The organism is Streptomyces sp. TM32, assembly GCF_004122755.1.
GTDB classification, from domain to species: domain Bacteria; phylum Actinomycetota; class Actinomycetes; order Streptomycetales; family Streptomycetaceae; genus Streptomyces; species Streptomyces sioyaensis.
The window spans coordinates 1-16,727 of record NZ_SDIG01000016.1 but is presented as its reverse complement, the minus strand read 5'-3'; the positions used below and the strand labels follow the sequence as shown (position 1 = coordinate 16,727).

The following is a 16,727-nucleotide window of genomic DNA, read 5'->3' as shown; positions in this document are numbered from 1 at the left end:
TCTGATGTCCCCGTCGATGGCGCTGCGGATTCCGCGGCGCCTTTTTCATGCCGAACCGTCGAAGGGGCAAAAGCCGTGCTGAAGAGGGTGTTCGTGGCTCCGGATCCGGGGCGGCTGCGGCTGCGCGGCGCCGTGCGGGCCGTCCTCGGCATCGGCCTGGCGGTCACCGTGTGCGGTCTCGCCGGTCACTCGCTCGTCGGCGCCGTCACCGGCGGACTGGCGGCCCTGCTCGCCCTCTTCACGGTCACCGACGCGACGGTCCGCGGCCAGCTGGTCACCACGGCACTGCTGCCCGCCGTCGGCTTCCCGGTGCTCGCCGCCGCGGCGGTGCTGCACGACCACCCGGTGACCCGCGACACGGTCTTCCTCGCCGTGGTCGGTGCCGGGGTCTACGCCCGCAGGTGGGGGCCACGGGGGCACGCCCTGGGCGTCTTCGCGTTCATGACGTTCTTCGCGGCGCAGTTCCTGCACACCGAGCCGGGCCGGCTGCCCGTGCTGTACGGCGCGGTCACCCTCGCCCTGCTCGCCTCCTCCACCGTCCGCTTCGGCCTCTGGTGCTACGAGCGCCGGCTGCCCCCGGCTGCCGTACCCGCCCCGCCGGGGGGCCGTGGGCTCGCCCGGACGACCACCCGCCAGGCGATCCAGGCGACCGCCGGCGCCACCTTCGCCCTCGTGGCCGGCCAGCTGCTCTCCGACCAGCGCTGGTACTGGGCCGTGGGCGCCACCTGGTGGATCTTCGTCAACACCACCTCGCGCGGCGAAACCCTGGTCCGGGGCTTCCGCCGGGCCCTGGGCACGGTGCTCGGCATCGCCCTCGGCCTGCTCGTCGCCGTCCCGCTGCACGGCGCCGTCGTCCCCACGGTGGCCCTGCTCGCGGTCAGCGTATTCGGGATCTTCTACGCGGCCGCGGTGTCCTACACCTGGATGATGCTCGCGGTGACGCTGCTGGCCGGGCTGCTGTACGGGCTCCTGGGGGTGCTGGATCCCGCGCTGCTCGCGCTGCGCCTCGCGGAGACCGGTGTCGGGGCGCTCGGTGCCGCGCTCGCCGTGCTCTGCGTGCTGCCCGTCACCACCCACGCGACCACCGATGCCTGGATCCAGCGCGCCCTGCGCTGTGTGCACCTCTGCACCGCCGAGGCCGCCGCCCGCCTCGCGGGCTCCGGGACCGCCGACCCCACCCCGCACGTCGCCGCACTGGAGCCCCTGCTGAGCAGGGTGCGGCTCTCCCTCGCCCCGCTCGTGCACCCCCTGAGCCCGCTGCGTGCCCGCAAGGCACGGGCCCGTCAGGTGCTCGCCCTGCTCGACGACTGTGCCCGTGAGGTGCGCGGGCTGGCTGCGATCGCCGCCGACCCGGAGGCCTCCCACGACGCCCGGCTCACCGCGGCCTGCCGGCGGGTGGAGGCCGCCGTCGAGGCGCTCACCACCCCACAGCTGCCGGGCGACGCGGCCGCCACCACGGTGTCCGTGGCGCACCCTCCCGAGGCGGAACCCGCGCTGATGCATCTGCACGGCCTGGAGCGGGCGCTGGCCGAACTCTCCACACCCCTGCGCAGCTCCCCGCGCGCCCCGCTGGTCGACGCCTGATCCACGGCCACGGTCCCGCTCATACGGCGGCGCGCGCCTCATACGGCGGCGTGCGCCCGTGAGCGGAACCGGTCATCACCCCGTCCGCGCCGTCCGCGCCTGTTAGCGTCGCCCGAGCACCTCAACGGGCAGGCGGACGAAGGGTGGAGCCGTGGCGACGGGCGAGCGCGGACTACGGGCGTACATCGGATCGTTCACCTCGGCGGGCGGCCTGGGCATCACCACTGCGGCCGTGGACCCGGAGTCCGGCGCCCTGACTCCGCTGCACTCCACCGATGCCGTCCCCAACCCCTCCTACCTGGTGCCGAGTCCCGACGGCCGGTACCTCTACGCGGTCAGCGAGACCCCGGAGGGCGCCGCTGCCGCCTTCGCGCTCACCCCCGGCGGACCCGAACTGCTCACCCCCGCTGTGCCCGTCCAGGGCGCCGACCCCACCCATCTCACCCTGGCCGCGGGCCATCTCGTCACCGCCAACTACAGTTCCGGCAGCGTCAGTACGCTCCCGGTACGGGCCGACGGGACATTGAGCGGCCCCGCCACCGTGCTCGCCCACGAGGGCAGCGGCCCGCGGACCGACCGCCAGGAGGGCCCGCACGCGCACGCCGTGCTGCCGGACCCCAGCGGCCGCTGGCTGCTCAGCGTCGACCTGGGCACCGACTCGGTCCGCAGCTGCACCCTGACCGCTGCCGACGGCGCGCTGACCGTACGCGGCGAGACCCGGCTGCGGCCCGGCAGCGGCCCGCGCCACCTCGCCTTCCACCCGCGCGGCGACCTCGCCTACGTCATCCATGAGCTGGCTCCGATCGTGACCGTCTGCCGGTGGGACGCCGGCACCGGTGCGCTGACGCCGGTGGCGGAGACCGGCCTGCTGCCGGACGGCGCCGCCGCGGACGGCACCTTCCCCTCCGGACTGGTCGTCTCCCCGGACGGCCGGTTCGCCTGGGCCGCCAACCGGGGCCACGACAGCCTCTCCGTCCTCGCCCTCGACGGCGTTGCCGCAGCCCTCGTCACCACCGTCCCCTGCGGCGGCCACTGGCCCCGGGACCTGGCGGTGCACCCCGGCGGCCGGCACCTGTACGCCGCCAACGAGCGCTCCGGCGACGTCACCTGGTTCACCGTCGACCCGGCGACCGGCATCCCCGCCCGCACCGGATCCGTCGCGGCGCCCGCGGCCTCCTGCGTCGTCTTCGCCTGAGCGGCCGCGCGACCGCTCAGCCCTGCGGAAAGCGCCCGCCGAAGTACACCTGCGTCTCGGCGAGCCGGCCGCCTCGCACCGTCGTCACCTCGACATTGCGATGCCGCTCGCCCGTCTTCAGCTCGTATTCGTAGCGCACGCAGACCTGCTCGTCGTCGAGGGGCACCGCATCGAGGATCACCTGCCGGCGCAGCCGGTCCGCGGTGGGGAAACAGAACTCCAGGAACGCGGCCTTGCCGATGTGGTCGTCCTGTGGGCTGGTGAAGACGTAGTCCTCGGCGAGCAGCCGGTCCATTGCCGTGCGGTCCTGGGCGAGATAGGCCTCGAAGGCGGCGCGGACGACATCGACGTGCGACATGAACTTCCTCCCGTGGGCGGCCCGCTCGCGCCCCGGAGAGCGCGCGGCCGGCGAGTGACCTGTGCAGGACGCTAGTGGCTGGAGGATGCCCGCACTCCTCGCCCGGCGCGTCAGGCGTACGGCAGGCGCCCTGCGTGCTCCTCTGGCAGCCGTACGGCCGGCGGTCGCTCGACGCCTCGGACACTGCCCTCCCGGGCCGCCTGACGGGCATCTGCGCCGCTCGGGACGGGGAACGGATTCCGTGCCTCCGCCGGCATGCGTCGCCGCCTTGCCGCGCCTCCGACCGGACAGGGCGAAGGGCCGCCCCCGCGCGGCGCGCGAGGACGGCCCTTCGAAGCCGTGCCTCCGGGAGGGGAGGGGTCCTGGACGAGTATGTCGTCTAGCGGACCGGTACCCCCTGCGACTGCGTCGGGAGGGTGATGCCCACCGTCGCCGCGTAGTTCGAGAGCACCAGCCGGCCCACCGTGCTGTAGGCGCCCAGCGCCTCGGCCGAGGCGCAGCCCGCCTCCGCCGCGGCCGCCCCCAGAAGGCCGTCGGCGATCTCCGGGCCGATCAGGTACGGGGCCAGCGCCAGCTGCTGCGAACCGGACTCGCGCAGCTGGTCGGCCGTACGGGAGATGGCGCCCTCCTCGTCGAGGGCGGCGGCCAGCACCGGCACCGCGAGCCGCGCGGAGAGCAGCATGCCGGTGATCCCGGCGGCCTGCACGGCCTCCTCGCCGCCCACGGTGGCGAGGATGATGCCGTCGGCGGCCGTGGCGACCGTGAACAGCCGGGCGCGGTCGGCGCGCGCCAGACCGGCCTCGGAGAGCCGGACGTGCAGCGCCTCGGCGAGCAGCGGATGCGGGCCGAGGACATCGGTCAGCTCGGCGCCGGAGCCGCTGTTCATGATGGCCTGGCGTATCCGGCGCAGCAGGGCGCTGTCCGGGCCGGCCAGCAGCGGCACCACCACGGCGACGGGGCCGGGGTCGGGCTGTCCGTCGGCGTCCTCGCGCGCCTTGTGCTCCGTGGCGGCGTGCGCCAGCACGGCCTCCAGCGACGGGAACTCGTCGTCGCCGCCGTCGACGTAGCCGATACGGGCGTCGAGGCCGGGGAGTTCGGAGCGGGCGATGCTGGAGACCTCGTCGGCCAGGCTGCGCGCGGCGGACGAGGGGGTGCCGGGCACGGCCAGCACCAGGGCGGGCGCGCCCTCGGGCGCGGCCAGGGGTTCCGGCTTGCGGTGGCGGCCGGACTGCCGCGCGCGCGGCATTCGTACAGGCAGGCCGGGTGCGGCTCCCGGGCTCGGGGGTGCGGCGTCAAAATGGGGCGAGCCAGGTGCGGGCCCAGTGGGGGAACTCATGGCGCCGCATGCTAACGCCTCGGGTCGTACCCGCGCGGAGGGAGGGTTCGGTGACGAGGTATCCGTCCCGTTTTATCCCGCGGGTCAGGGGTCACGGGCCCGGCGAAGGCCGGGTGATCTGCAACAACTCGGCGTCGGCGGGGAGCGTCAGACGGTCACCGGCCAGTGCGGCGGCGATGGCCAGCGCCCCGTCGAGCGGGCTCCCGGCGGCGACCGTCCGGCGCGCCCGCGGCAGCCGCTCGGCGAGCGCCTCCCGCAGCGGCGCCAGCAGCGGCTCGCCCAGGCCGAACAACCCGCCGGTGCAGGCCACCACGCTGTCCGCGGCCGGCGGGCAGACCGCGGCCGCGGCATCGGCGAGATGGCCCGCGGCGGCCCGCAGGATGCCGAGCGCCACCGTGTCGCCGCGGGTGGCGCAGCCGACCACCTCCGGGGCGAACGAGGCGAGTACGGCGGGCCGGTCGGCGCGGGGATAGAGCGCGCCGGGCAGTGCGCGGGCCGGCCCGAACACCGCTTCCGCGCGCGCCAACAGGGCCGCCGAGCCACCGGGCCGACCGTCGTACTCCCGCAGCGCGGCCTCCAGTCCGGCGCGGCCGATCCAGGCACCGCCGCCGCAGTCGCCCAGCAGATGTCCCCAGCCGTCCGCGCGGCGCCAGCCGCCCGCCGCGGTCGCATCCGTGCCCAGGGCGATCAGGCCGGTGCCCGCGGCGATCACGGCACCGGGCCGCTGTCCCAGTGCCCCGGCGTACGCGGTGACCGCATCGGCGGCCAGGGCACACTGCCGCGCGCCGAAGGCGGTGGCCAACGCGGCGGGCAGCCGGGTGCGCAACTCGTCTCCCAGCGTGGCCGCACCGGCCGCGCCCACGCACACCGCGGTGAACCCGTCCGCGCCCACTTCCCGCTGCAACTCCTCGGCCGCGGGCAGTAGTTGGGACAACAGATGTCCGGCGTCGATCCCCGCGGGGCCGAGGCGCACCGGCTCGCGGGAGGTGCGTACGGCCAGTGGGTGGGCCACCTCGTCGGCGGCGTGGGCGACGGCGATCCGCAGGCCCGACCCGCCCGAGTCGACCCCGAGAACATGACCGGCGCCGACGGCCCCCCGGCCGCGCCCGGAGGGCTCACCCAAGGCCGCGGGCGTCCTGCTTGAGGGCGGTGTCGACGGTCAGGGCCGTGGCGACGACCAGGCTCAGCAGCGGGTCGGGCAGCTGGTGGTGGATCTGCAGGACGTAGTTGTCCGCCGACGTGAACATCGTCTTGGCCAGGCCCTCCCAGGTCTTGGTGATCCGGGCGATCTCGGTGTCGGCGTGGTCGACGATGGCGAAGTTCCAGGCGCGCCAGTTCTCGGCCTTGATGGCGCCGATCTGCTGGCCGTTGACCATCATCCCGAAGTTGATCTTTCCGATGGCGTTCTGCTGCACGATCTCGCCGACCGGCGAGCCGTCCGGACGCTGCACGATCACCTTGGACTTGAGGATCTTCGCCGGCCGGGTCAGCACCAGCTGCGGCTGGCCGTAGGCGTCCCGGATCTCCAGCTTGTGGGTCATGTACTGGTCGAGGCTGGAGACGACGCGCAGCACCTTCTTGGCCGTGCTCTGGCCGACCTGGACGACCGTACCGATGGTGTTGCCGTGCTGGTCGAAGACGCTGTACTCGTTGCTGACCTCGATGAGCTTGGCCTTCTGGTTGACCACCAGCACCGGTTCGGTGAACAGGCTGCCGCCGCCCGGCCCGCCGGGCGCCACCCCGGCCTGCTGCTGCACCTGCCGCTGCACGGCGCCCGGGTTCCCGACGGGCTGCCCCGGCATCGGCTGCTGTCCGTACGGCTGCTGCATCGGCTGGCCGGGCGCCTGCTGGGGGTGCCCGTAGCCCTGCTGCCCGTACGGTGCGCCGCCCTGCTGCGGGCCCGGGGCCTGACCGGGGGCCGGCTGCCCCGGCGGCATCGCCTGCTGGCCCGGCGCCTGCTGGTGCGGCATCTGCTGCGGGGGCTGCTGGGTGGCCTGTTGGTGCGGCGCCTGCTGCTGCATCGGCTGCTGCTGGGGAGTTGGCCCGGGGCCCGGTTGCGGTGGCTGGTGCTGGGCCGGGGCCGTGGGCTGTTGTCCCGGGTGGGTGTGCTCCGTCCACTGGGACCCGTCCCACCAGCGCAGTTGGTGGGGGGTGCCCTGAGGGTCGGCGTACCAACCCGCAGGGATGTTCGCATTCGTCATGCCAGGCACACTATCGCCCGGTGTCAGGGCAGCCTCCAGTCGACGGGCTGGGCGCCCTGTCGTACCAGCAGGTCGTTCACCCGGCTGAAGGGCCGCGAGCCGAAGAAGCCGCGGTCGGCGGACATGGGGGAGGGGTGCGAGGACTCGACGGCCGGCAGATCGCCGAGCAGCGGCCGCAGATTGCGCGCATCGCGTCCCCACAGCACCGACACCAGCGGGCGCCCGCGGGCCACCAGCGCGCGGATGGCCTGCTCGGTGACCTCTTCCCACCCCTTGCCGCGGTGCGCGGCCGGTTTGCGGGGCGCCGTCGTCAGCGCTCTGTTCAGCAGGAGTACGCCCTGGCGCGTCCACGGGGTCAGGTCGCCGTTCGACGGCCGGGGCAGTCCGAGGTCGGAGTGCAGTTCGCGGAAGATGTTCTCCAGGCTCGGCGGCAGCGGGCGCACCTCCGGCGCCACGGAGAAGCTGAGCCCGACCGCATGCCCCGGTGTGGGGTAGGGGTCCTGCCCCACGATGAGCACCCGCACCTCGTCGAAGGGTTGTTGGAAGGCGCGCAGCACATTGTTGCCGGCCGGCAGATAGCTCCGTCCCGCGGCGATCTCCGCCCGCAGGAAGTCGCCCATCGCGGCGATCCGGTCGGCGACGGGCTCAAGTGCCTTGGCCCAGCCTGGTTCGACAATGTCTTGGAGAGGTCGTGCAGCCACGGGATCACCCTACTGGCCCGGACCCGCTCCCCTTCAATCGATGGCTGTGCCCAGGTCGCCCATGAGGACGCGACCCCGGTTGCACCGCCGCTCTCCCACGCCTCCGACCCCAACTGCCGCTCCTTCACGCCTCGTTGTCCGGCACACGGCTCGCCGTCCGGCACACGGATCGCCCCGCCCGCACGGCCCTTGGGGCCCGTCTCTCCTCAGGCCACGGCGGCCGCCCGTACGCACAGCACATCCGGCAGATGGGAGGCGAGCTGCTGCCAGCTGTCGCCGTCGTCCGCACTGGCGTAGACCTCGCCGTTGCGGTTGCCGAAATACACCCCGGCGGGATCGGTGTCGTCGACACACAAGGCGTCCCGGAGCACTGTTCCGTAGTGGTTCTCCTTGGGCAGGCCGTCGCTCAGGGGCTCCCAGCTTCCGCCGGCGTCGGAGGTGCGGTAGACCCGGCAGCGGTTCCCGGCAGGCACCCGGTCGATGTCGGCGGTGATCGGGAAGAGGTAGGCCACGTTTCCGGTGCGCGGATGAGCGGCCACCGCGAAGCCGAAGTCCGAGGGCAGCCCGCCGCCGACGTCCTGCCATGTCGCGCCCGCGTCATCGCTGCGGTAGACGCCCCAGTGGTTCTGCAGATACAACCGGTCGCGGTCGACCGGGTCCGGTGCGATCTTGTGGACGCACTGGCCGAACTCCGGATGCTGATCCGGCAGGAAGACCGCCTTGACTCCCTTGTTGGACGGTGCCCAGCTGGCACCCCCGTCGAGGGTGCGGAAGACCCCGGCCGCCGAGACGGCCACGGTGACCGCGTCGGCGTTCCGCGGGTCCGTGAGCACCGTATGGACCGCGAGTCCGCCGCCGCCCGGGACCCACTTCTCCCGGCTCGGGTGGTCCCACAGGGCCCGGACGAGGTCGAAGGTCTCGCCGGCGTCCTCGGAGCGGAACAGGCCGCCGGGCTCGGTGCCCGCGTAGATCACATCGGGGGCGGCGGGGCCGGCCGGATGCAGCTGCCACACCCGCTCCAGGGAAGTCCCGGTGTACGACGGGTACTTGATCGGGGCGCGGGCGGGCTCGTGCCAGGTGTCGCCCAGGTCGTCGGAGTGGAACACCGACGGGCCCCAATGGGCGCTGTCGGCTCCGGCCAGCAGTCGGGGCGTCGCGCGCCGGGTGTCGATGCCGAGGGAGTACACCGCCTGGGCGGGGAAATGCGGACCGCTCAGTTCCCAGCTTCTGCCCCGTCGACGGCCGAGGAAGAGGCCCTTGCGGGTGCCCACCGCGAGGAGTACGTCAGTCATGCCGGAAACACCTCCGGGACGCCGTTGTCTCAGACAGTGGCAAGTCTGCACCCGACCACTGACAATGGCGCCCCGAAGGATGTCCGCGCAGGTCGCACGGTGCGCCCCGCTCCTGCCGCGGGCCCGCGCGGTCGGCGTGCTCAGGCGGCCCGGAGGTACTGCGGCGGCACCGTGAGCCGCGCCCCCAGCTCCCGTGCCGCGTCCCGCGCGAAGCTGGGGGTGCGCAGCAGCTCGCGGCCGAGCAGCACGGCGTCGGCCTGGCCGTCCGCGAGGATCTTCTCCGCCTGCCGCGCCTCGGTGATCAGACCGACCGCGCCCACCGCGAGACCGCTCTCCTTCTTCACCCGCTCCGCGAACGGCACCTGGTAGCCGGGTCCGGTGGCGATCTTCGCGTCCGGCGCGTTGCCGCCCGTGGAGGTGTCCAGCAGGTCGATGCCGCGCTCGCGCAGATCACGGGCGAAGCGCACGGTGTCGTCGCCGGTCCAGCCCACGCGCGCATCGCTCTCGTCCTCGGTGAGCCAGTCGGTCGCCGAGATCCGGAAGAAGACCGGCAGTTCGTCGGGCCACACCGCGCGCACGGCGTCCACGACCTCCCGTGCGAAGCGGGTCCGGTTCTCGTACGAACCGCCGTACTCGTCGGTGCGCCGGTTCGTGAACGGCGAGAGGAACTCATTGATCAGATAGCCGTGCGCACCGTGGATCTCGACCACCTCGAAGCCCGCCGCCAGCGCTCGCCGCGCGGCGGCGGCGAACTGCGCGACGATCTCGCCGATCTGCGCCACGGACAGCTCCGCGGGGGCCTGGTACCCCTCGTCGAACGGCACCGGGCTCGGCCCGACCGGCTCCCAGCCGTAGCGCTGACCAGGGAGGATCGGCCCGCCACGGTTCACCCAGCCGCGCTCGGTGGACGCCTTCCGGCCGGCGTGCGCGAGCTGAATTCCCGGAACCGTCCCCTGCGCCTTGAGGAAGCCGGTGATGCGCCGGAATGCCTCGCTCTGGGTGTCGTTCCACAGCCCGAGGTCGTACGGGCTGATGCGCCCCTCGGGGCTCACCGCGGTCGCCTCCGCCAGGATCAGGCCGGTGCCGCCCACCGCCCGCGCGGCCAGATGCTGGAAGTGCCAGTCTCCGGGCGCGCCCACGTCCGGACCCTCGGGGGCCGCGGAGTACTGGCACATGGGTGCCATCCAGACGCGGTTCGGGACGGTCAGCGAGCGGAGGGAGAGGGGCTCGAACAGTGCGCTCACAACAGACTCCTGTACCTGGGGAGGAGCGGGTCCGGTCGGATCCAGGCCCATGGCTCATACGATAAGCGTCGTACTACGGTGGATGTCAAACTACGACGCTTCTCGTACAATGGGCGCGCGGGCAACGCACCAGGCCGGACCGGGCCCGCGGAACGAGTCAGGAGCCGTGATGCCGACCGAAACGACCTCCACGCGTGCGCCGTCGGGTGCCCGGTCGCTGGAGCACCCGGACCGGGCGGACATCCGGCTGGCCGATGTGCTGCATGCGCTGGCCGACCCGATGCGGCTGCGGATCGTCCGGGTGCTGGCGGCCGCCGAGGACGAGCTGAACTGCGCCGACATCGAACTCCCGGTGAGCAAGTCGACCTGCACCCACCACTTCCGGGTACTGCGCGAGCACGGCGTCATCCACCAGCTCTACCGCGGCACGGCCAAGATGAACGGGCTGCGCCGGGACGATCTGGAGGAGCTCTTCCCCGGCCTGGTCGACAGCGTGCTGCGGGCCGCGGATCTTCAGGCCGGCCGCCTCGGGGAGGAGTGAGCGGACCGTTCCGGTCCGGTGATCCGGGGCGGATCGGCCCGGCCCGCGCGTCCGGTCGGCGGCTCACCCGTTCGCGTGTGCCGCCGCCAACAGCCCCGCCCAGTCCGGCAGCTTGACGGTGCCCCGCCCCAGGCCGTGTCCCCAAGCGGCCTCGGCGGCCTCGATGGCCAGCCAGCCCGGCCAGGGGACCGGCCGCTGTCCCGCCCGTGCCAGCGCCGCGACCGGATCCCCCGCAGTGTGCCGCTCCGCCAGCATCGGGGCATCCGCCAGCAGCGACGATGCGGTCTCCTTCGCGCACGGCCGGTTGGTGCCGATCACGCCCGTGGGCCCGCGCTTGATCCAGCCCGCTACGTAGACGCCGGGGAGCGGTGCCCCGTCCCGCAGCACCCGGCCGGCCAGATGCGGCACCGTCCCGGTGGCCTCGTCGAACGGCAGGCCCGGCTGCGGCGTGCCCCGGTAGCCGACCGAGCGCAGCACCAACTGCCCCTCGATCTCCTCGAATTCACCGGTTCCCGTGATCCCGCCACGCCCGTCGGGCGCGGTCCGCTCGAACCGGACCGCGCGCACCCCCGAGGCGTCCCCGAGCACCTCGGTCGGCCGCAGGAAGAACCGCAGATGAATGCGGCGCCGGGCGCGGGCCGCCGGCCCCGCGTCCGCCGGTCCGGCCGCCGTCCGCTCCGCCCAGCCGCGCAGCACCGCGACGTTGCGACGCGCCACCGCGGGCAGCTCGCCCGGATCCCGGTACGCCGGATCCAGCGCCAGCTCGTCGGGCCGGACGCATACCTCCGTATCCGGCAGGGAGCCCAGCTCCCGCAGCTCCTTGGTGGTGAACTTGGCCTGGGACGGGCCGCGTCTGCCGACCATCCAGACGTCCTCGACGCGGCTGTCCGCGAGCGTGCCGAGCGGTCCCTGCGGCATATCGGTGGCGGCAAGCTCCGCGGCGCCGCGCGAGAGCATCCGCACCACGTCCACCGCCACGTTCCCCACGCCGATCACGACCGCGGACCGCGCCGCGAGCGTGAAGCGGACCGCGGCCGCATCCGGATGCGCGCTGTACCAGGCGACGAACTCGGTCGCCGGATGGCTGCCGGGCAGCTCCTCACCGGGGATGCCCAGATGCCGGTCGGTGGCGGCGCCCACACAGAACACCACCGCATCGAAGATCTCCCGCAGCTCCTCGACGCCCAGCCCCGGCGCCCCCGCCTCCACATTGCCCAGGAAGTGCACCCTGGGGTGCTCAAGGACCATCCGCAGATTGTTCTGCAGCGACTTGATCTTCTCGTGGTCGGGCGCGACGCCGTAGCGCACCAGGCCGTACGGGCAGGGCAGCCGGTCCAGAACGTAGACCTCGATGTCCGGGACGGCCTGCTGCTCGATCAGGGACTGGGCGGTGTAGACGCCACTGGGTCCGGAACCGATCACTGCGACACGAAGCACGGGTGGCCCCTTCCGCGGGATACCCCCAGGGTCGCACCGGTGGGCGCGCGACGGGAGATGCGCTATCGGGGTTGCTCCCGGTGGGATGAGCGTGCCGCGCTACTGGGCCGGGTGAGCTGGAGGCTAGGTTTTCAATGTGTCGGAAAGTGACTTTTATACCGTTAATCACCGATATGAAGCCCAGGGCGCGCCACTGGAGTGGCCCACATGGGAAGTGCGGGCGCACGGTTCTGCCGCGCCCGTCCCCGAGTCCGCCACCCCCTACGATCCGGCCGGCTCCGACGGTTCCGGCTGCCGGCCACCCCGGCTCGATCCGCTGGGCCCGTGGTGCAGCGCCCGGCTGACCTTCGCCGACGGCGCCCGGATCGATGTGCTGGTGACGGTCTCCGACGAACGCCTCACCGTCGAAGACGTACGGGCCGACCCGCCGCTGACCCTCGCCGCGCTCGCCGGCCTGGCCCGCTGGATCGAAGGCCCCCTGGACGACGCCTTCCGGGCGGCCACCGGCCGGCCGCAAAAGGCCCGGCCCGCGCCCCGTCAGCCCGGCCCCGTGGATGTCCCGGCGGGCGACGAGGCACTGCCGCCCGGGCCGCACCCGGAGCCGGCCGACGGCGCGGCGCCCCGCCCGGTGTCGGACCCGCGGCCGCCTTCGCCGCACCAACCGGCGCCGCCACCGCAGCCGGTGGACGAGCCGCTCCCGGAGCGCGCGCCGGAACCGGCCGGTGCCGGGGTGGGGGAGAGCCCGACACCTTCGGGGACGGAGGCGGCGGCAGTGGGGGAGGCGTCGGTGGCATCGACGGGCACGGTTCCGGGTGACGGTGCGGCCGACTCGACGGCATCGGGCGCCGGGCGCTTCGCCGAGACGCCCTCCGTCGGGTCGTCGGCCGAACTGCCCGCTGACACCTCCGCCGAGCCGTCCACCGGACCGTCCGCCGAACCGTCCCCTCCGTGCGCCTCGGCCGCGCCGTCCGCGTCGTCCGTGTCGGCCACGCCTGGCACTTCCCCGGAACCGTCCGCGTCCCCCGCCGTCGTCCCGCCCGCCGAGCGGACGCGCTCCGCCGTCCTGGCCCGGTCACGGTCCGGTGAGCGCCGCAGGATCGCCGCGGACGCCTACCGTCAGGCCCAGCGGGAAGGGAACGATCCGGTGTTGGCCGTCATGCTGGCCACCGGCCGGAACCGCCGGAGGTCGCTGCGGCTGATCGCCGGCGCCCGCGACGAGGGTCTCCTGACGCCACGTCACAACAAGCGCTAGGGCAGCGCCGCGACGACGCCAGGACGGCGGGACGCCGGGCCGTCTGAGTCCGTACCCGTCCGCGCCCTGTACCCGTCCGCGCCCGTACGCATCCGCCCGCGCCGTGACGATCAATCGGTCGAGGTGCCGTGCGGGTGTGCCATGGCCGCCCGACTCACCTTCCGTGGCGCCGGTTTCGGCGTGCGCGGAGCGCGGTGATCCGCGCCGCCGACCGCCCGCTTTGCCCGCCCATCGCCGACCGGCTATCCCCGTACCGGTCCGTGCGAGCGCGTCACCCGGGACGGTTCCTCGCCCGGAGGAAGTCCCAACTCCCAGTCCAGCCCGTACCGTTGGAACAACTCCGCGCGCAGTCGTACGCGCGGCATCGGCGCGCCCGGCAGCAGCATCGGCACCACCGCGCCCATCAGCAGGGCCCTCAGCAGCGGATAGTCGGTGTCGGGGGCCGGGGATCCGTACGCCACGACCGTCTCGCGCAGCAAGTGCGCCAGCCTTTGCTGCTCGGGGCATTGGATGAACCCCTCGGCCGTCAGAATTCCCGCCATGTGCGTCCGCATCAGCAACGGCCGGTCATGTGCGAGCCCCAGGACGGCGTCGATGGCACGGGCCAGCAGCTCCCGCCCCGCGTCCGGTCCGCTCGGCCGCGGCTCCCGCTCCAGCGCCTCCTGCAGGGTCAGATGCATCAGCCGGTGCACGGCCGACTGGAGCAGTTGGCGCTTGCCGGGGAAGTAGTAGGAGATCAAACCCCGGGCGGCTCCGGCTCGTTGGGCGATGTCGCCGAGCGTGGTGGCCTCGAAGCCGCGCTCCCCGACCAGTTCGACCGTCGCCCGCAGCAGCCGCTCGCGGGAGCGCCGCCGCAATTCTTCGTTGACCGATGCGCTGCGGGGGGACATGCTGAATACTCCTGCGTTGACTGGCTGAGCGCCAATATACTCAGGACGACTCCGGAAATCCGTCCCAGGACAGGAATCCGGTCAAGCTGCCCGATTCGGGCGACGCGGGGGATCGCCCGAATCGGGCGTGGGCGAGGCCGGGGTGGGCCTCGCGGCCTGCATCTGTCCAGGTCGCGAAGCCCATCCCGGCTCGTGCCAAGACGCAGGTCGAGCGACTCCGGCGATGTCCGGTCGCGCTCTTGCCGACTTCCTTGCCGACTTCCTGACGTGCCGTCAAGTTACGTGGAGTGCCAGGGTGTGGAGGAGGTCCACGAAGCACTGTGACCTCTCATGTGCCGATCATGTTCCGAACACAGTGCTTCGGGTGTCGTCGGTCTCGTACGCAAGGTGTTCGGAGACCGAGACCACGCCGTCCACGCTGCGGCACAACCGCTCTATGAGAGGGATCAGGCTTCTCTCCTGGACCGTTCCGGCGAGCGTGACCTGACCTTCGCGCACCTCGACGGTCACCCCGGAAGGGGCGAGGCCCAGGGCCCGGTGCAGCAGATCCTGTGTGATCTCTTCGCGGATCGCCGCGTCCTTTCGCAGGAAGACCCGCAGCAGGTCCCCACGGCTGACGATGCCCACCAGCTTGTCGGCTTCATCCACCACGGGCAGCCGCTTGACGTTCTGGACCTCCATGAGGCGGGCCGCCTCGACCACGGTCCACTCCGCTCGCGCACAGACGGCGGGAGCCGACATCAGCTCCTCCGCCCGTGCTCCTTCGGCCTTGGCGCGCTCCCACGCCTCCAGATGGGGAATCGGCGTCCGGCCGGACGGGTCGGCCTGACCGGCCGATTTGCGGAGCAGGTCCGCCTCGGACACCACACCCATCGGACGGCCCGTGGCATCCACTACCGGGACGGCGGTGACGTCGTTCTCCGCCAGCGTCTTGACGATCTCCTTGAACGGCGTCTGCGGACTCACCCGGACAACGCCCCTGGTCATGAGTTCTCCGACCGTTCGGTGTTGCATGGCCTTCTCCCTCCGGGCGGATCGTGAGAGCCGGTCGCCCGGCCGCCCTTCCATCCTGAACCGAGGTGTTCCCTGCCGAATGAGCCGACCGGCCCCCTTCCGGGACGGACGGCCTCATCAGGTCCGTTCGGCCCTCTGATGAGGCCTTCTGGCACCTGCCTGGGGCGGGCCGCCGTGCCAGGTTGGAGGAGGAACATCGATGGCAGGGACCCAGAGCCGGAGAGCGGTGAGGACATGCGGGCTCACATGGGCGATCAACTCGTTGTGGAAAGTCCGGCCACGGGCGCCACCAGGCGGGACGGGGAGATCGTCGGAATTCACCACGAGGACGGAACTCCTCCCTACGAGGTGCGCTGGTCGGACACGAATGACGTGACACTCGTGTTCCCGGGCGCTGACGCACATGTCCAGCACTTCGAGTACCGGCCCGAGGCCGATCCCACAGGGGTCGAGCGGCCGGTGTCCGACAAGCCCTCCCGCCGGCCGCTCGACCCCGGCGACATAGGCCGCCGTGCGGCCCATGAGCGCAGGCGGCAACGGCTCACCCGGGCGGAGGTGGCCGATCGCGCCGGTATGGCCGCGTCCTACCTGGCCTACCTGGAGGAGCGGCCGGCGAATCCGAATCTCGCCGCGCTCACCGGGCTGGCCGGTGCGCTGGGTACGACGGTGACCCGGTTGCGTGGCGGAGGAGTCGATCTCCCGCCCGGCGGCGGCGAGGCCGGCTACCACCCCGAACTGCGGGAACTCGGTCCCGACGAGTGCCGGGACCGACTGTCCACCCACGGGGTGGGACGGGTCGCCGTGGCGACGGCCGACGGGCTGGCGGTGCTCCCGGTGAATTACGAGGTCGTCGAGGACGGGATCGCGTTCCGGACCGCGCCCGGCGCGGCTCCGGCAGCGGCCGTGGGAACGGACGTGGCCTTCGAGGTCGACCACGTGGACGACGCCATGAGCCAGGGCTGGAGCGTGCTCGCCCTCGGCCCGGCCCGGGCCGTCACCGAACCCGAGGCGGTACGTCGGCTGACCGAGGGGGCGCACACCAAGCCCTGGGCCGGAGGCGAACGCCCGCTCTGGGTGCTGATCGAACCCAAGCGCGTCACCGGACGACGCATCGAGAACGACTGAGTCGGTGGGGGAGAGCCGAGGGAGCCTCCAGTGACCACACGAGCGCTCTCCGAGGAGCGCGTAGCGGCGGTGGCGGATGACGCCGCCACCGCCCCGTCCCTGCACCACGCGCAGCCGTGGCACTCCCGATAGGTGCAGCACAGCCGCCTTCGACGTGCGTGCGGACCTTGATCGCGACCGTCGCACGCGACCGGACGAGCCGACTTCCCGGAAGCGTGCATCGTTGCCGGAGGCTGGTCGTCCGCGAGGATCACCGTCGGGCGCCCACACCGTGCAGGCGCCTCGCGTTCACCGGTTTTCCCTCAGCAGGGTGAGCCGCCGTTTGTACTCGTCCTCGTCGATCTCCCCGCGGGCGAACCGCTCCGCGAGCAGGTCCTCGGCGCGCTCCTGCCCCCAACCCCACCCCCGCTGACCGGACGGACCGGGCCGGCCGCCCCGGGGGGCGCCACGGACGTAATGGACGACCGTGATCACAGCAGCAATCACCAGCCCCCAGAACACCACCATCAGCAAAGCCATCATGAACCAGCCGCCGCCCCAGGCAGGTGCCAGAAGGC

General features: G+C 73.0%; 16 protein-coding genes and 1 pseudogene. 6 read left to right on the top strand and 11 right to left on the bottom strand.

The genetic code is table 11. The features are described from left to right. Nucleotides 1-75: 75 nt before the first annotated feature. Complete coding sequence (locus EST92_RS06125; RefSeq protein WP_129279910.1) at nucleotides 76-1,584, top strand: FUSC family protein; 1,509 nt, start codon at nucleotides 76-78, stop codon at nucleotides 1,582-1,584. 151 nt (nucleotides 1,585-1,735) lie between these two features. Beyond that, nucleotides 1,736-2,779: a lactonase family protein gene (locus tag EST92_RS06120; protein ID WP_129279909.1), complete on the top strand. Its 1,044-nt coding sequence runs from the start codon at nucleotides 1,736-1,738 to the stop codon at nucleotides 2,777-2,779. 16 nt (nucleotides 2,780-2,795) lie between these two features. Here the strand turns inward: EST92_RS06120 and EST92_RS06115 are convergent, their stop codons facing one another. From EST92_RS06115 to EST92_RS06085, 7 genes are all read right to left on the bottom strand, one after another. Then, on the bottom strand, nucleotides 2,796-3,137 hold the full coding sequence (locus EST92_RS06115) for a nuclear transport factor 2 family protein (RefSeq protein WP_129279908.1): 342 nt from the start codon (nucleotides 3,135-3,137) through the stop codon (nucleotides 2,796-2,798). A gap of 379 nt (nucleotides 3,138-3,516) precedes the next feature. Further along, nucleotides 3,517-4,383, bottom strand: a complete 867-nt coding sequence (locus tag EST92_RS06110) for a hypothetical protein (RefSeq protein ID WP_129279907.1) — start codon at nucleotides 4,381-4,383, stop codon at nucleotides 3,517-3,519. A 181-nt stretch (nucleotides 4,384-4,564) separates the two neighbouring features. After that, complete coding sequence (locus EST92_RS06105; protein ID WP_129279906.1) at nucleotides 4,565-5,596, bottom strand: BadF/BadG/BcrA/BcrD ATPase family protein; 1,032 nt, start codon at nucleotides 5,594-5,596, stop codon at nucleotides 4,565-4,567. After that, complete coding sequence (locus EST92_RS06100) at nucleotides 5,589-6,674, bottom strand: phospholipid scramblase-related protein (RefSeq protein ID WP_129279905.1); 1,086 nt, start codon at nucleotides 6,672-6,674, stop codon at nucleotides 5,589-5,591. The genes EST92_RS06105 and EST92_RS06100 overlap by 8 nt, the downstream gene beginning before the upstream one ends. A gap of 23 nt (nucleotides 6,675-6,697) precedes the next feature. Then, complete coding sequence (locus EST92_RS06095) at nucleotides 6,698-7,375, bottom strand: uracil-DNA glycosylase (RefSeq protein ID WP_129248415.1); 678 nt, start codon at nucleotides 7,373-7,375, stop codon at nucleotides 6,698-6,700. A gap of 206 nt (nucleotides 7,376-7,581) precedes the next feature. Continuing rightward, nucleotides 7,582-8,667, bottom strand: coding sequence for an exo-alpha-sialidase (locus EST92_RS06090; RefSeq protein WP_129279904.1), 1,086 nt, complete (start codon nucleotides 8,665-8,667; stop codon nucleotides 7,582-7,584). A 140-nt stretch (nucleotides 8,668-8,807) separates the two neighbouring features. Then, entirely contained in the window at nucleotides 8,808-9,911 is a 1,104-nt protein-coding gene (locus EST92_RS06085; RefSeq protein ID WP_129279903.1) for an NADH:flavin oxidoreductase/NADH oxidase, read from the bottom strand. Between the two features lie 169 nt (nucleotides 9,912-10,080). On the opposite strand from EST92_RS06085, the gene EST92_RS06080 reads away from it, so the two are divergent. After that, nucleotides 10,081-10,452, top strand: a complete 372-nt coding sequence (locus EST92_RS06080; RefSeq protein WP_129248412.1) for a helix-turn-helix domain-containing protein — start codon at nucleotides 10,081-10,083, stop codon at nucleotides 10,450-10,452. Between the two features lie 63 nt (nucleotides 10,453-10,515). On the opposite strand, the gene EST92_RS06075 is transcribed toward EST92_RS06080, so the two are convergent. After that, nucleotides 10,516-11,889 carry an FAD-dependent oxidoreductase gene (locus EST92_RS06075; RefSeq protein ID WP_254068558.1) on the bottom strand — a complete coding sequence of 458 codons (1,374 nt, stop codon included), beginning with the start codon at nucleotides 11,887-11,889 and terminating at the stop codon, nucleotides 10,516-10,518. A gap of 136 nt (nucleotides 11,890-12,025) precedes the next feature. Between EST92_RS06075 and EST92_RS32675 the strand changes: the two are divergent. Beyond that, a pseudogene (locus EST92_RS32675) lies at nucleotides 12,026-12,415 on the top strand (DUF6214 family protein); the annotation flags it as partial. 24 nt (nucleotides 12,416-12,439) lie between these two features. Continuing rightward, nucleotides 12,440-13,141 (top strand): DUF6214 family protein, encoded by a 702-nt coding sequence (locus EST92_RS31540; RefSeq protein WP_343283777.1) that lies wholly within the window; start codon nucleotides 12,440-12,442, stop codon nucleotides 13,139-13,141. Nucleotides 13,142-13,383: 242 nt separating this feature from the next. Here EST92_RS31540 and EST92_RS06065 read toward each other — a convergent pair whose 3' ends face one another. After that, nucleotides 13,384-14,031 (bottom strand): TetR/AcrR family transcriptional regulator, encoded by a 648-nt coding sequence (locus EST92_RS06065; protein ID WP_129279901.1) that lies wholly within the window; start codon nucleotides 14,029-14,031, stop codon nucleotides 13,384-13,386. Between the two features lie 339 nt (nucleotides 14,032-14,370). Continuing rightward, nucleotides 14,371-15,045, bottom strand: coding sequence for a CBS domain-containing protein (locus EST92_RS06060; RefSeq protein WP_129279900.1), 675 nt, complete (start codon nucleotides 15,043-15,045; stop codon nucleotides 14,371-14,373). Between the two features lie 234 nt (nucleotides 15,046-15,279). Here EST92_RS06060 and EST92_RS06055 point away from each other — a divergent pair, with 234 nt between their 5' ends. After that, nucleotides 15,280-16,170: a pyridoxamine 5'-phosphate oxidase family protein gene (locus EST92_RS06055; RefSeq protein ID WP_129279899.1), complete on the top strand. Its 891-nt coding sequence runs from the start codon at nucleotides 15,280-15,282 to the stop codon at nucleotides 16,168-16,170. Nucleotides 16,171-16,458: 288 nt separating this feature from the next. Here the strand turns inward: EST92_RS06055 and EST92_RS31300 are convergent, their stop codons facing one another. After that, nucleotides 16,459-16,722 carry a hypothetical protein gene (locus EST92_RS31300; protein WP_129279957.1) on the bottom strand — a complete coding sequence of 88 codons (264 nt, stop codon included), beginning with the start codon at nucleotides 16,720-16,722 and terminating at the stop codon, nucleotides 16,459-16,461. Between the last annotated feature and the right edge of the window lie 5 nt (nucleotides 16,723-16,727).

Excerpts from the sequence above, each read along its gene's own strand:
- EST92_RS06115 (WP_129279908.1), bottom strand. The coding sequence starts at position 3,137 with ATGTCGCACGTCGATGTCGTCCGCGCCGCCTTCGAGGCCTATCTCGCC.
- EST92_RS06110 (WP_129279907.1), bottom strand. The coding sequence starts at position 4,383 with ATGCCGCGCGCGCGGCAGTCCGGCCGCCACCGCAAGCCGGAACCCCTG.
- EST92_RS06100 (WP_129279905.1), bottom strand. The coding sequence starts at position 6,674 with ATGACGAATGCGAACATCCCTGCGGGTTGGTACGCCGACCCTCAGGGC.
- EST92_RS06090 (WP_129279904.1), bottom strand. The coding sequence starts at position 8,667 with ATGACTGACGTACTCCTCGCGGTGGGCACCCGCAAGGGCCTCTTCCTC.
- EST92_RS06080 (WP_129248412.1), top strand. The coding sequence starts at position 10,081 with ATGCCGACCGAAACGACCTCCACGCGTGCGCCGTCGGGTGCCCGGTCG.
- EST92_RS06065 (WP_129279901.1), bottom strand. The coding sequence starts at position 14,031 with ATGTCCCCCCGCAGCGCATCGGTCAACGAAGAATTGCGGCGGCGCTCC.
- EST92_RS06060 (WP_129279900.1), bottom strand. The coding sequence starts at position 15,045 with ATGCAACACCGAACGGTCGGAGAACTCATGACCAGGGGCGTTGTCCGG.
- EST92_RS06055 (WP_129279899.1), top strand. The coding sequence starts at position 15,280 with ATGCGGGCTCACATGGGCGATCAACTCGTTGTGGAAAGTCCGGCCACG.